Annotated in this window: 10 protein-coding genes; 6 read left to right on the top strand and 4 right to left on the bottom strand. The window is 54.0% G+C overall.

Features of this window, described 5'->3' with window-relative positions:
- Positions 1–111 precede the first annotated feature (111 nt).
- From ligA to PLIM_RS14580, 6 genes are all read left to right on the top strand, one after another.
- Positions 112–2,235: an NAD-dependent DNA ligase LigA gene (gene ligA / locus PLIM_RS14605; protein ID WP_013111097.1), complete on the top strand. Its 2,124-nt coding sequence runs from the start codon at positions 112–114 to the stop codon at positions 2,233–2,235.
- A gap of 248 nt (positions 2,236–2,483) precedes the next feature.
- The gene (locus PLIM_RS14600) at positions 2,484–4,022 is read left to right on the top strand and encodes an ABC transporter substrate-binding protein (protein ID WP_013111096.1); all 1,539 of its coding nucleotides are present in this window, start codon (positions 2,484–2,486) and stop codon (positions 4,020–4,022) included.
- A gap of 213 nt (positions 4,023–4,235) precedes the next feature.
- The gene (locus tag PLIM_RS14595; RefSeq protein WP_013111095.1) at positions 4,236–5,390 is read left to right on the top strand and encodes a GTP-binding protein; all 1,155 of its coding nucleotides are present in this window, start codon (positions 4,236–4,238) and stop codon (positions 5,388–5,390) included.
- An 83-nt stretch (positions 5,391–5,473) separates the two neighbouring features.
- Positions 5,474–6,706 (top strand): radical SAM/SPASM domain-containing protein, encoded by a 1,233-nt coding sequence (locus PLIM_RS14590; RefSeq protein WP_013111094.1) that lies wholly within the window; start codon positions 5,474–5,476, stop codon positions 6,704–6,706.
- A gap of 225 nt (positions 6,707–6,931) precedes the next feature.
- Entirely contained in the window at positions 6,932–7,978 is a 1,047-nt protein-coding gene (locus PLIM_RS14585) for a DUF1559 domain-containing protein (RefSeq protein WP_013111093.1), read from the top strand.
- Between the two features lie 159 nt (positions 7,979–8,137).
- On the top strand, positions 8,138–9,709 hold the full coding sequence (locus PLIM_RS14580) for a glycosyltransferase (RefSeq protein WP_013111092.1): 1,572 nt from the start codon (positions 8,138–8,140) through the stop codon (positions 9,707–9,709).
- Between the two features lie 41 nt (positions 9,710–9,750).
- Here PLIM_RS14580 and scpB read toward each other — a convergent pair whose 3' ends face one another.
- The 4 genes from scpB to proC all read right to left on the bottom strand — a co-directional run bounded on the left by scpB (position 9,751) and on the right by proC (position 14,907).
- Positions 9,751–10,662, bottom strand: coding sequence for an SMC-Scp complex subunit ScpB (gene scpB, locus PLIM_RS14575; protein ID WP_041401841.1), 912 nt, complete (start codon positions 10,660–10,662; stop codon positions 9,751–9,753).
- 84 nt (positions 10,663–10,746) lie between these two features.
- Entirely contained in the window at positions 10,747–12,657 is a 1,911-nt protein-coding gene (locus PLIM_RS23025) for a polysaccharide biosynthesis/export family protein (protein WP_013111090.1), read from the bottom strand.
- On the bottom strand, positions 12,654–13,805 hold the full coding sequence (locus PLIM_RS14565) for a hypothetical protein (RefSeq protein WP_013111089.1): 1,152 nt from the start codon (positions 13,803–13,805) through the stop codon (positions 12,654–12,656). Before PLIM_RS14565 ends, PLIM_RS23025 begins: the two co-directional genes overlap by 4 nt.
- A 262-nt stretch (positions 13,806–14,067) precedes the next feature.
- Positions 14,068–14,907: a pyrroline-5-carboxylate reductase gene (proC, locus tag PLIM_RS14560; RefSeq protein ID WP_013111088.1), complete on the bottom strand. Its 840-nt coding sequence runs from the start codon at positions 14,905–14,907 to the stop codon at positions 14,068–14,070.
- Positions 14,908–15,136 lie beyond the last annotated feature (229 nt).

Raw genomic sequence — 15,136 nt, 5'->3', positions numbered from 1 at the left:
TCACCGGATTCCTATCCATACAGCCCAAGTGACGTTATTCACAAAGGTTTGTGAGCAAGCTTCTGTTCCCTCTATGATCCTTCGAGAGAGCATTCAGGAATCCTCGAAGCAATGTGGGACTCGATGAGTATCGCAGAACTCCTGGCCAGACCATTGCCGACATCAGCAGATCAGGCCCGACATCTTCTCGACAAATTGCGGCAGGAAATCCGCCGGCACGACCGGCTGTATTACGTGCTGGCCCAGAATGAGATCAGCGATCTCGAATACGACCGGCTGATGGCTCGCCTCCTTGAAGTAGAAGCCGCCTTTCCCGAGTTAACGACCGCCGACAGCCCATCGCAAAAAGTGGGTGGCGAACCCATCGAAGGGTTTGTCCAGGTCGCACACTCCGTTCCCATGCTTTCGATTGATAACGTCTACGACGAATCCGGCCTGCTGGAATTTGGCCAGAAGGTTTCCCGCCGCGCCAGTGAAGTTGGCTGGAAAGGCCCCATGGAATGGCTGGCCGAGTTCAAAGTCGATGGCGTCGCTCTCTCGTTGATCTATGAGGAGGGCAAACTCATCCGTGCTGTCACGCGTGGCGATGGCCGTGTCGGAGACGACGTCACCCATAATGCAAAGACGATTAAAGGCGTGCCGCTGTTCCTGGAGGATGGCTCGTCGAAAAAATCGCTCTTTGCCGAATCGAATATCCCGCGATTGCTCGAAGTTCGTGGTGAGGCCTATATCGGCAATCAGGATTTCGCCAAAGTTCGTGCTCATCAACTGGAGCGTGGAGAAGAACCCTTTAAGAACAGCCGCAATGCCACGGCAGGGTCACTCAAACTGCTCGATCCGAAGTTGTGTGCCCAAAGGCAGCTGCGATTCTTTGCCCACTCGCTGGGAGCCATCGACGAGCAGGAGGCCACTCGATTCAAGACCCATGCCGATTATCTGGAGCTCTTTTATCAGGTGGGATTGCCGACTGTCCCCATGACGGCCTGCCATCCATCCTTCGAAGCAGCGGTTGCTGCCTCTCCAACCATGATGGAAGCGCTCTCGACACTTGATTTTGAAGTCGATGGACTCGTCTTCAAAGTCAACAATCTGGCTCTACGGGCGGAACTGGGAATGACCAGCAAAAGCCCGCGCTGGATTGTCGCCTATAAGTGGGAACGCTATGAGGCCGCCACCAAGGTCCTTAACATCACTGTGCAGGTCGGGAAAACAGGCGTATTGACGCCAGTCGCCGATCTCGAACCTGTCGAGATTGCAGGGACCACCGTTTCGCGGTCGAGTCTGCACAATCGCGATGAAATTGAGCGGTTGGGTCTTGGCGTGGGCGATACGGTGATTGTCGAAAAGGCCGGCAAGATCATTCCCCACATTGTTCGCGTGGAGGAACATCTTCGGCCCACAAATACAGCTCCCTATAGATTTCCCGAGACTTGCCCCGAATGTTCCACAATCGTCGAGCAGGATGAAGGGGGCGTTTACATTCGCTGCCCGAACATCAATTGCCCGGCCCGCTTTCGCGAATCCCTCAGATACTTCGCTTCCCGCCAGGCGATGGATATTGAAGGCCTGGGAACAAAGCTGGTCGAGCAACTGGTTTCCAGTCGTTTGGTGCAGAGCATCAGCGATCTCTATCGCCTCGTTGATAAACGAGCCGAACTGCTTGAGCTCGAAAGACTCGGTGAGAAATCGGTCGATTCACTCCTGGCAGGATTGGAAGCTTCTCGTCAACAACCCCTCTGGCGATTGCTCACGGCACTCAATATCCGACATGTCGGGCAGCGGACTGCACAAATTCTGGCCGAACGATTTGGTTCGATGGATCGATTATCTGCTCAGACAATCGAAGAGCTTTCGGCCACTCCCGAAGTGGGCGAAGTCATCGCGCAATCGGTGCATCATTTCTTCCACACCGAGTACGGCTCGAAGCTGATTGAGGAACTAAAAAATCTGGGGCTGAATCTCGGCACTGAAAGCGAACAGAAACAAATCGCTGCAACAGAAGGAGTACTATCAGGGAAGACGTTTGTGGTTACCGGTACATTGCCCTCCATGGGCCGGGAGGAGATTGAAGAACTGATTCGTCTTCACGGCGGACACGCAGCGAGCAGTGTCTCGAAGAAGACCAGCTTCGTCGTGGCTGGTGAGAATGCCGGGAGCAAACTGACCAAGGCCCAATCACTGGGAGTGCCAGTCATTAATGAAGCCGAATTCATGAAACTCATTGGCAAGGCTTGAGGTTCTTTGTCCAGAATAGATAACTCATGGTTCAATCATCGCGTCTTTTTGCAGTACAAGTGAGATCAGATGTGCCATGCTTGCAGCTCTGGGCAAGCATGTCTGGCAAACGTTCAACGCGAAGTTGATTTTGGCAAAGTGAATGCGGCGATTGACCACATGACGCCGAGATGAGTGACCTGCCACAGACCACAGCGAACCAGAGACACGAGAGACATCGATCCTTTGGAGAATTGGAGAAGAAGTTCATGCATTCCCGCGCGCAGGATAACAACACTGGCTCGCTTTCTGTAAATGCCAGCATGGGCAACTCCTGTGATGAACACCGCGATGTTTCTCTTCCGGTCCAGCAGAATCATGTCGTCACTCGCCGCGCATTTCTTCAGAGTGCATCCCTGGCCGTAAGTGCCAGCTGCCTGAGTTTATCCGGTTGCCCCTGGGGAAAATCCGAGCCAGTCGGTAAACCGCTCAGTGGGGTTTCTTTGGAGATTGCCAGCCCCTCCGCCTGGAAGTTGGCCGACTTCTGGGAAGTCCTCATTGGTGAATGGGAAGCCCAAACGGGGGCCGTAGTGAATTTTACCGACAGCTCGATGGAGGCCGCTTCTCACCCGCAACTCGCTTTTGTGGCCAACGATCAACTGACTGCTTTCGACGAGAAAAATCTGCTCTCCCCGTTTGAGCCGGTCGATTCGACAGGTGAACCACAGAAGCTCGATATTCTCAACGGCCTCAAGCAAAGGTTGGCCACAAGAAATCAGCGGCTGATTGCGTTGCCGATCTCGCAGCCCGTCTATCTGTTCTACTACCGCCGGGATCTTCTGGAAAAAGCCGGTCTCAAAGTTCCGCAAACGTGGAGTGATTACGACAATTTACTCATGAGTCAGAAAGCGTGGGCGAATGGACTTCCAATCGTCGAGCCCTGGGGTGAGGCCACACGATCGACCTGGTTCCATGCCCAACTCGTGCCATTACTCCGCGGCATGGGCGATTATTCCGTCTGGTTCGAAATCGGAAGTGGTGCGTCGAGAGTTTCTCAACCTGTCGCCAATGCCATCTTTTCAAGGCTCGCCAGACGCTGGGAATTCCTCGATCCCGCCTCGGCACAACTCACCGCTGTCGAAGCCCGAGCGAAAGTCTTGAAAGGTGAGGCCGCCATGGCGATTGGCTATGAGCCGGTCGCTCATCCGGGGATTTCAGCCACGATAGCCGCCGAATCCCCGTCACTGGAATTGAACAGCACTGGCGAAATTGGAGTCGCTCCCATCCCTGCCACAGCAGAAGCCTACGATCCGCTGCGGAAAACATGGCTCAAACATGGAGCGGGGTACCGTCCGGCACTCGTTGGTTTTGATGGCTGGAGCCTGACGTTCCGCCATTCGCAAACTCAAACACTCGGGGCTCTTTCAAGCCTGCTGGAACTGCTGATTGACCTTCGCGCCGACGAAGCCTTCCCTGGGGCAGCACTCTCTCTGACTCGGGAATCGCAATTGACGAATCTGAGCCAATTGCCCATCTCGGGGTTAAACGCGGCCAGTGCCGGAGAAGCCTTCGATGCGATCGCTCAGGCCTTACGGGCGAATGATGTCACCACCTACCTGCCCGTTTTGGGCCAGGAGGTCTTTGTTGCCGCCACAAAGAAAGCCCTTGCTCAGTGGCTCGAAAACCCTGAGCAGGGCGAAGCGGCTGCTCAACAGCTTGTGGATGGTTTTGCCGCCGGTGTGGAAACTGTGGGAGCTGAACAGATTCGGAAGAGCTATCGGCGGTCTTTGGGATTGTTGGCCGAGTAATCCAACTTACGGGTTGATCATCGAGTTCAGGCTTCATGAGACAGTTTGAACAGGCGACAAGTGATGGACAAAAATCATGTTTCTGATTCTTCAATCTTCGGGAGATTCGTAGATCTCAGGGTGCTTTCGAAGTCTCATCGCACTAAAATCAAAAGTTGTCTTTAAGCTTACATATCTGCGTTAATCGTTCAGTTCAGAGTTCGGAGTTTTGAAATGTCATCGGAAAAGCTGCCAGGGCAGGGCTTAACTCAACCAGTGGCAGCCCCATCCCGCACCATTCGCTTCATTATGGTGGGCGGCTTTCTCGGAGCTGGCAAGACGACCACACTCGCTCGTCTGGCCAGGCAATACATGGCAGCCGGCCATACCGTCGGAATTGTGACGAATGACCAGGCGACCGATCTGGTGGACACCAATTCGTTAAGGTCGCAAGGCTTTGATGTGGGCGAGGTCGCAGGAGCCTGCTTCTGCTGTCACTTCAATGAGTTGATTGCCACGCTGGGGCAACTCGATGACTCCCGGGCACCCGCCATCATTCTGGCCGAACCTGTGGGAAGTTGTACTGACCTGGTGGCGACCGTGGTCCAGCCATTAAAGCAGCTTTATTCCGCCAGATTTTCTATTGCCCCCTATTCTGTTTTGCTCAAGCCTTCGCATGGTCTGAAAGTGCTGCGTGGTGAAGGGAGCGGCTTCTCACCCAAGGCTGCATACATCCTCGAAAAGCAGCTTGAAGAAGCGGATGCCGTCCTGATCAATCGCGCCGATGAGTTATCTCCCGAGCAGATGCAGGAACTGGTTACCTTAGTTCAGAATAAAGTCCCCGGGACACCCGTTTTGCGTGTTTCTGCGAAAACGGGCGAAGGGTTCGATGGCTTTTGCGAGTTTCTCGAACAGGAAGGGATCTTTGGCCGAAAGGTGCTGGAGATCGACTACGACATCTATGCCGAAGGGGAAGCCGAACTGGGCTGGCTGAATACCAGCCTCACCATTCGCAGCGAACAGCCAGTCGCACTCGATGCTTTTCTGCTGGGAGTCATTGAAAAGTTGAAAACATCGCTGGGAGCAAAGGGGGCGGAAACTGCCCATCTCAAAGCGATCGGGCTCTGGGAAGGTTTCTTTGGTGTGGCCAACCTCACCAGCAGTGACGGCCCGGCTGAACTCTCCCTCCCTTCGCGATGTGCCGTCCAGGAGGCGGAAGTGGTGGTGAATGCCCGCGTCGCCATAGACCCCGAGAGTCTGCAAGATCTGGTGATCGCCAGCTTGCAGGCCGTCGCTGATGAACTCGGAGTTCAAGTCACCTTGCGACAGACGCAAAGTTTTCGGCCCGGACGCCCGAATCCGACCCATCGACTCGCCACCACAGTGTAAGATGTTTTCGATGTTGAGTCTGAAAAATCGTCGTTGATAGATCAAACATCTGGCAGAGATCTTATCGCCAGAGAGGCATGTTTATGTACCTTGAATTTGCTGCCCGCCTGTTAACCGTCACTGATAAACGCCTCGCCTGGAAACTGGCCTGGAATATGGGCGTCAAAGGCGCCCTCTCGGTGCATAAATTCAAACAAAGGCTGAAGCAGGGGGAGAGCTTTCCACCCTTTTTATACATCTCGATTATCAACAGTTGTAACCTCAGGTGTCAGGGATGCTGGGTCGATGTTGCTGCCAAGCAGCAGACCATCAGCCTCGAAGCCGCCAACAGGTTGATCAATGATGCGAAGAAGGCCGGCAACAGCTTCTTCGGGATCGTGGGTGGTGAGCCCTTCATGCATCCACAGCTGCTCGACATTCTGGCCAGCCACCCGGATTGCTACTTTCAGGTCTTTACCAACGGGCACTTTATTACACCAGAGGTCGCCCGCCGATTACGACAGATCGGGAATGTCACTCCGCTCATCAGTGTCGAAGGAACCGAGATTGTCAGCGATGAACGACGCGGCCGGTCGAATGTCCTCAGCAAAACGATGATGGGTCTGCAGAACTGCCTCAATCAACGCCTCGTCACGGGAGTTTGTACAAGTGTCTGCAAGACGAACATCGACGACCTGCTGACAGAAGCCTGGGTTGACCGCCTGATTGAAATGGGTGTGCTCTACACCTGGTTCCACGTTTACCGGCCCATGGGCCCTAATCCACAGCCTCAATTGGCACTCTCTCAAGCGGAGCAACTGCGAATTCGCCAGTTTGTCGTCAACATTCGGGCCACGAAGCCCATTGGAGTCGTCGATGCCTACTATGATGGAGAAGGGCGGGCCCTGTGCCCGGCTGCCACAGGCATTTCCCATCATATCAGTCCGTGGGGAGGCATCGAACCCTGCCCGATTGTGCAGTTTGCCAAAGAGTCGATCCACGATGAACGGCCCATTCGCGAAGTCTTCCGGCAATCAGTCTTCCTCGAAGACTTCCGCAAGCTCGCTGCTTCTTCGACACGGGGTTGCATTGTGCTCGAACGACCAGACCTGCTGAAGCGGCTCGTCGAAGATCACCAGGCTCCCGATGGCACTGCGAGAAAAACAGCACTGGCTGAACTCGAAGCGATGGAAAAACTTCCCTCTCAGGGAACTTCCACACCCGAGCAGCTCATCCCCGAGAAAAGCTGGGCCTACCGCCTGGCCAAGCGCTGGTTCTTCAACGACTTCGGCGTCTACGACAAAGCCGCAAAAGCACCTCATCGTTACATGGCGTAACGCGTTCTCTTCCCGTCTCATGCCTGTTTGTTTATTTGTTGGTGGAGATACTTAGGAAAATCACCGGTGAGTGCTGCTGTTTGCCGTCAAATTAAGGTTTTTATGTGATCTGGATCAGCGACTTCAGAAATTCTGTTGATCATCCTTTGGTCTGATGCTCATGATGCCTTGACACGTACGAGCTCGCTCGTCGCCGTCTTTATGTGTGGTTTTCGGAGCTGCAAAATGTTGCCTGCCTTGAAGGCACGATCACGTTCGAGTGGTTTCACGCTGATTGAATTGCTGGTGGTGATCTCGATCATTGCGATTCTGATGGCACTGCTGTTGCCTGCGGTACAGCAGGCACGTGAAGCGGCTCGCCGCACACAATGCCGGAACAATATCAAACAGCTGGGCATTGCACTCCACAATTATCACGACAATCACGGCACTTTGCCCCCCGGCCTCATCGTCAGGCTGGCAACGAACAACACTCAGGATCTTCCCAGTCGATTTGCTGCAGTTCTCGATCAGAATCGTCATCTGGGGACGAACTGGATGGTTTCCCTGTTGCCTTACATCGATCAGGCACCCCTTTACAATCTGGTCGATATCAACACCCCGCTCAGCGTTGCCAGTGGAAACAATGCCACAGTTCGCAGCACTACCATTTCCGGATACTTGTGTCCCTCCGATGCCTTCAATGGTGCCCCTCTCGAACGATACAACACTTTTGACAACACGGGGGCAGCAACTACAGCTGGCAGACCCTGGGCTCGCGCAAATTATGGTGCCAATCTCGGTCGCGAAATGTACGAATGGCAAATCCAGCATCGAGCCACGCCGTCACAAAAGAAAGGGGCCATGGGGTTTGGCTCAGGTTCAAAGTTCAGTGAATTCACGGATGGCACCAGCAACTCGGCGATGGTCTGGGAGATTCGTGTCGGCGTAAATAATCAGGATCCGCGAGGAGTCTGGGCTCTGGGCCGCTTTGGTGCGAGTCTCGTTGGCGGTTGCGACGTCGGGACATCTGGCCTGGCCGATTGCAGTGGCATCAATGCCCGGGATGCATTTGCTGACGATGTCGATGGTTGCACGAACGCACCGCAAAATGGAATGGGCTGTGCATTCGACCGGGGCGATGGAGAAGTGGCACCCCGCAGCATGCATACCGGTGGCGTGCATATGCTGCTGGGGGATGGAAGTGTCCGGTTCATCTCTGAGAATCTCGATTTTACTGTTCACCGAAATCTCAACAGTATATCCGGTGGCGAACTGACTTCCGAATTCTAATGACCCGGTTCTCGATAGAGCCAGGTCGTCAAGACTCTGATTGATAATGGTCTGTTTCACACGGACGATTCACTTAAAGGATCGTCCAGTCATTGAACTTCAAGAAATCTCTTAAGTGAATCCAGTTCTACTTCGAGAATGGGATGCAGGGAGACCGCAATGGTCTGGTTAATTGTTGCCGGGTTGATTGCTGTCACGTTGCTCACATTTGTGATGACAATCGCGCAACTCGACCTGTACCGTCGCTACTGGCTCTCGGTACTTCGCAAAGATCGCCAGCGCGAGGTACCACCCCTTCCTGAGTCACTACCGCGAGTGACCATACAACTCCCCATTTACAATGAGTCTCCCGTCGTTCATCGACTCCTCGAAGCCGCTTCACGAATTGACTATCCTCATAATCTCTTACAGATTCAGGTGCTTGATGACTCGACAGATGACTGCTCGAAAATTCTCGTCGACAAAGTCGCCGAGATTCAACAGCGAGATCCCAGCCTGAACATCCAGTATCGACATCGCATCGATCGTACAGGTTACAAAGCCGGAAATCTGGATGAAGGGACCACCTGGGCGACAGGTGAGTTCATGGCCATTTTCGATGCTGATTTTGTACCGAAACCAGACTATCTTCAGCAGACCATCCGCTACTTCCAGAACGAAGAAATTGCTATCGTTCAAAGTCGATGGGGACACCTGAATCCTGACTCGTCAATTGTGACTCGAGTTCAGCAATTCTTTCTGGATGGACATCTTTCGGTCGAGCAGAGAGGGCGAGGCGATAGCGATCTGTTTTTGATCTATAATGGATCCGCTGGCATCTGGCGAAAACAGGTCATCGTCGATTGCGGCGGCTGGATGACAACGGCCGCCATTGAAGACGTGGATATGAGTTATCGAGCCCAGTTGCGCGGAAAAAAGATTGTCTATCTCGAAGACTACACGACACCAGGTGAGTTACCCGATTCAATGATCGCCCTCAGGCTGCAACTCTTCCGCTGGTGGAAGGGAAATCTGCAGATCGCTATTAAGTATATTCGCCAGGTCTGGCAAAGTGATTACCCGCTTATCAAGAAGCTACATGCCACGACACACCTGTTTGGCCCTCTGATGTCCGCAGTAACATTTGCGAATATTATTCTCGCAGGGGCTGTGCCGCTGATTGTGACGTGGTACCCGGAAACTCGCTATTGGTTGGCATCGACACTACTGGGGGTAGCACTCATTCCCGTCCTGTTTCTAGTTTACGGCACCGGAAGAATCCGTTTTGGTGAAGGCAGTCGTTGGCAAAAGATATTGGGTATCATTCCTTTGGGAAGCATGCTGATGGTGCTGCATTCCGGACTATCGTGTCAGCATACGGTCTCTGCTTTTGAGGCTTTTTTCGTTAAGAAGAATGTCTGGGTCGTCACTCCCAAAGGGTTTTCCAGCACAGGCGCAACACAGGCAAAACGTCGCCGCATCAAGATTCCATGGTATTTCTGGCTGGATGCACTAGTCATTATCTACCTCATCGGCTGCGGCTGGATGGCCTTGATGTTTCAGTTTTATATGATTGCGGCCCTGCAGGTGCTTTGGATCTGTGGCTTTCTTTGGGTTCTGGGTGGATCTTTGTGGGAGGCGAACAAAGACCAGAGAGCCTTCTCTTTGTCATCTACCCAAAAAGATCGTTTAGAAAACACAGCGGCAGAACTCACACCTGGCCCACTGGAGAGTGCCAGTCTAGCGTCTTGAGCCGCATGTTCCGCATCGACTTCTGGGGAGGATCACCAGGCTTACTTCAGCGAGAATGTTTCGATGCGTGGTAGATCCGCAAGTCGGCGGAGCTGGAACAGGCTCAAAAATCTGGCTGTTGTGATATAGTGCACAACCTTCGGATTTTCAGCATCACGTTCAACAGCCAGTAGCTCATGTCGCAGAAGCTGCTTTAAGTAAGGGCCTGCAGGTACTTCGTAGATTTCATTGACTTCGCGCTCTTCAATCGGCTGGTGATAGGCCACGACCGACAGCACCTCAATCGCTTCTTGCGAAAGCTTGATTTCCTTGGGCCCCTGGCCATAGGTTTTCGCTCGAAGTTTTTCAAACTCCGCACGCAACGAAAGACGATAAACCCCCTCCTGATGAGTCACCTCATAAGGACGTTGTTGATCATCGTACATATGTTTAACTTCACCAATCGCGAGTTCAATCCGTTGATCGGTGATATCGTTACGCAGAATTTCTCGCAGTCTCGCGATGGTCACAGCGGGCTCACCCACAAACAGACAGGCCTCGATGACTGATCTGACAGTCGGCTCATGGCTGCTTGCTGTCGATGCTTTTGCTGGTGGAGTCGCAGCAGATGGATTCATTTCCGCCTGGGCCATTTTCTCCACATGAGTGTCAACGAAAGCATCATTAACCCGGTTTTCACCCGTCGTGGATACTCTCTGCTCAATTCCTCCACCTAAATGATTCGGGATCGATTGAGAGACTGCGGCAGTCGGGTCGATCGGATTTATTGCGCCGGCTGCCAGTTCATCAATAGGCTGCTGCGAGTAGGCTTCTTCAGCTGCCTCACACGCTTCGAGAGCCAGGCGGTAAGCCGCTTCAAGATCATCGACATCCCAGGTGGGTTCATTGACAATGGCGCCATCACCAGCGTCTGGCTTCTCTTCTTCCTCAGAATTGTCCGGAAAGCTGCTCATAAGAGTTCAAAGCCATACAGCGACTGGATAATCAACAGACTACGGCTTTGTTATAGATAGTCCGCTGACCACCAGTAAAGAGAATTAATTACCGTTGTTGCTGTTTAATTGTGCTGCAGCGACACCGAACAATGCGCCTTCGAGCAGATTGCGTTCAATAAAGGCTCCGCAGGCTTCGAGTTTGGTATATTGCAGTAGGATATAGTCACCCGGTTGAATGATGATCCGTTCTGCCGGATTGCGTAGTGCATGGTACAGATTGATCTGAATCGGCACCTGCGTGCCATCGGGCATGGGGCGGATCACAATCGCATTCGAGGCACTGATCGTCACATCATTATTGAGTGCCGACGTTCCACCGATTTGTCGTGATGAACCCTGCGAGCGACCTTGTCCCTGGGCAATCGCAATGGCGCCCAGAATATCAACATCGTAGTCACGGGGAAGTGTATATTGACCACCGCCTAATAGACCACCGGTATAGAAGACGTCTGTATCACGGGACTCGATGAAAATGATGTCACCATCATTGAGGGTGATATCGTGCTCGTGGAAGTCGATCTGTTCGCCCGGTTTGAGGCGAATCGGAATGCGAATGATCTCCGGGTTGTCGATCGTAGGAATTGAGTCTTCCTGGTAGCTGTCAAAAAATGCGGGTGTGGGTGCTCCGAACATCTGATGGCCCGTGGCAAACCTTTGAGTACCATCCCACGGGATCACCGGGGATCCCGTCACAACTCCATAAGTCGGTGCAGCTTCCAGTGGAGAGTTCTGAGGTGGGAGATACTGGCCATAGGGATTGGCTGTAAACGGTAATGCCTCGTGGCTCTGCTCATTTCCACGCCAGGTGGGGCCGGGTGGTGCCGCGAGCTGATCCGTCTGGTGCCGCGCAGGGATGACCGGCCCCCCTGAATTGTAAGCCGCTGATGGCGCCGCCGGTGAACTTCCATACGCCGAAGGGTTCGGGGGAGCTATCTGCGAAGTGGGCTGCGAAAAACCAGGTAACGCGGGATGGCTCGAACTGGTTGATTGCGAGGGATAGCCGCGACTAGGCTGGAGAGCAGGATCTGAAAATCCGTTGAAGTGATTCTGCCGTGGAGATCTGTTCCCAGGCCAGTTGACATCTGCGTAAGGATCAGCCGATTGTCCGCGAATCACAGGCTGATTTTGAGCGTTACGCCCTGAGTTCAAAGACAGTCTGGGCCTGGAGGGCTGTTTTTGACTCACAGGTGTCGTCTGAATCGTAGCTGGGTAAGGGGGCTGTCCATGCTGGCCAGCATGCCTGGCGCGAATGATATAGACTGCGTTTTCGGCATCGAGCCCCGGTAAACCGCCTGTATCGGTCAGTGCATGCAGAACATCATTCTTGTAAGCAGGGAGCGCGACAATCTTGCCGCTGCCCCGCTTGATGACACCGATATTGAGCTGGCCTTGCGCAGCCACATTCGCCTGCTGGCTGGCTTCCTGGCGGATCACCAGCACTCGATAGAGCCGTGGTTGTTGAAGTGCCAGGCTGATCCGTTGATGCGGCTGCAGGATCTGCTTCGGTGAACTATAGGCATGTCGAACGGCTTGTTCGGCCTGAATGATGGTTAAACCACGCACAGGCAAAGCACCAATCACGGGGAGCGAGATCGTACCATCTTCACGGACAGGGAGCGGATATCCCAATGAAGGTGGCACATCGTTCGTCAGCGGAAAGTGAACGGGCGGGACATCTTCTTTACGTCCCAGCAGACCTTCAATATAGACACCCAGAACATCGCCACTGTCGAGCAGATAAGCGGCGGGCACCGGCTGACGTAACAGCGAAAGGTCAATCGTGCGCTGATCGGCTCGCGAAGGGCCTCGCAATTCATCCGGCAGGTAGCGGGCCGGGACTCCGGACATCGGGTGAAAGGCTGCACAGCCACCCAACGAAACGATTGCCACCCATGAGAACATCATGAGTAAAGCCAGCCTGGATGTCTGCAGATGTGTGTGTGACAAACTCATCGCTGCACACTCCCGGAATACATGCTGGCATTCGCTTCTGGTGTTGTCATTTCAATGTATTGAGCGGCACGCGAGGGTTGACTGTTTGGTCCAGAAAACCCGCCCGTCATGGGGATCGCAGCTCGATTCATCCCTTGTGCCGGTGCTGGAAAATAACCTGCCTGTTGAACGGGTCGAGTCGGCCCATACCGGTTTTCACGCGATGCCCCCCAGTTCGGCTGAGCGGGAGGCGCCTGATAGACAGGTGGCGGCTGATAGCCGGGTGGTGGCTGTAATGTTGGTTGTGGCTGTGCGTGCGAGGGCAGAGCCTGATAAGGCTGTGCTTGAAACGGCTGTGCTGGCCCTTGTGGCCAGGAATTCGCACCTGCAGGAGCCGAGCCCGGTGGTACAACAGGCGGTGAATACTGGTTCATCGAGGGAGCTTCAGGCAGCGGTTGAGGTCCCTGATTCGTTCGATGGGGCTGAAAATTCCCCGGAGTCGGCGGCATTTCTGGCAGTGGTTCCATCGGATGTGGCATCGAAGTGATCGGAGCGGCTTGCGGCGCAATCACAGGTGGTGCTGACCATCCATTTCGATCGAGAGCGTTGCCCTGATGATGCTGTTCTTCCGGTGTCAGATAAGGCTTATCGGTCGAAACCACACGATTGAGGTCGGCAGCCTGACTGCGTGTCGCATAATCCAGACCTGTCGCGTAGCCATCGAACCATTCTTCAACAAGTGGCCGACCGGCTCCCGAGCGGTAATAGGCCTGCCAATAGCGAGACGGTGCCACTGCAGGGACTGCCTGAGGTGCTCCCATCGCCACATCGACAAAGGCCTGTTCAAACCCTCGGCGGAAGTCTTTCGTCACTGGCTGATTGCAGGTCGAGGAATAAGCCGCCAGATGACGGCAGGCACACTTCTTAGCAGTGTGACGCGTAAGATGATCGTCAATCCAGGGTGTGTATTCGTGGTGCAGGTGCATCTGTGATGGCGTGCAATCGATACATCCTTCCGGCGAAACTGTCGCGCAGCCACCGGCCAAAAGGCCCAGGCAGCCGGCAAGCGAAAGACTCGTGATCAGCCGGTGCATGTTTCCATCCATCCACAATGACTCACAGCCACCCATCATGGCCATGAGCACCATGGATGGTGCCAACATGTCCATTCGGCGACTTTCCCCCAGAAAAGCCGGGATGACTCCGCACCTTGAGCGCGATGACGCACTTTGAGTTGCCGAGCAACCGACTTCGTCATGTCTGGTATCGGAGGAGAACCTGCCAAAGAATGACGATTTTTCCGGATTTCTTGGTTGTGCCGAAAAAACCAGTGGCGAACATTTTGTTCGTAATCGATGGATATTACTGGGTTTGCAGCAATTCAGCCTCGCGATGGGACTCGTTCCCGGAATCCCGGCGATCCACAAGATTTTAACGGGGTGGTTGGCCGAGTTCTTTGGCTCGTTGAGTGGCAGCCACCACCGCCGTCATGAGTGCAGCCCGTAATCCTCCCGATTCGAGGGCATGCAGACCGGCGATGGTTGTCCCGCCGGGGCTGGTGACGGCATCTTTTAAAGCTCCGGGATGCTCTTTGGTGGAAAGCACCATCTGGGCAGCACCCAGCACGGTTTGTGCCGCCAGACGAGTTGCAGTCGCTCGCGGCAAACCGACTCTCACGCCACCATCACTCAAGGCTTCAATAATCTGATAGACGTAAGCCGGTCCACTGCCGGAAAGCCCGGTTACCGCATCCATCAGTGATTCCGGAACTTCTTCGGCTACACCGACCGTTTCGAGAAGCTGACGAACGATCTGAGAATCACTCGGGCGATTGGCAGATGCTGCTTGTGTCCCTTGGGAGAGCGCAAAGGCTGAAGCACCAGCTCCGACAAGTGCTGGCGTGTTCGGCATCACACGCACAATTCGACCGGGCCCGCCGAGACCTGCTTCCAGTGTGGCGAGAGTAATCCCTGCTGCAATCGAGATGATCAGCTTTTCCCGGCTGGTACTGACTTGCGAAAGTGTCTGTAAAACACCCGCCATCGATTGAGGTTTGACTGAAAGAAAAATCACATCGGCCTTCTCTGTCAGCATCGCAATCGAAGGGCAGATCTGCCCACCCGTGACTGCGGCAAACTTCTCGGCCGAAACCGACGAGACATCGCAGGCCAGGAGTTGATCTTTTTGTATCAGACCTGCGGAAAGCATCCCGCTGGCGAGTGCTGTTGCCATTTGACCGGAGCCAATGAAGCCGATTTTCCCTGAGAACATGCGTTCGTCGCCTCTGGAAGATGTCAAAAAATTCAGAAATACGGTGGGATGTTCTACCAGCGCCAGGATTTCCTTCGACAAGAGCGTATCACAGGGAGGCCCGGTTTGTCTTTCAACTCGCTTGGTGTTGCAAATCACATGGTCTTTCAGATCACAATGGCTCGCCCGAATCGGTCATCACGCAAGGAGGCAGCGTTCGATTCATCATGGTTGAGCAAAACGGCGTGCT

The organism is Planctopirus limnophila DSM 3776 (assembly GCF_000092105.1).
GTDB classification, from domain to species: Bacteria; Planctomycetota; Planctomycetia; order Planctomycetales; family Planctomycetaceae; genus Planctopirus; species Planctopirus limnophila.
This window is presented reverse-complemented; position numbering and strand designations above follow the sequence as displayed.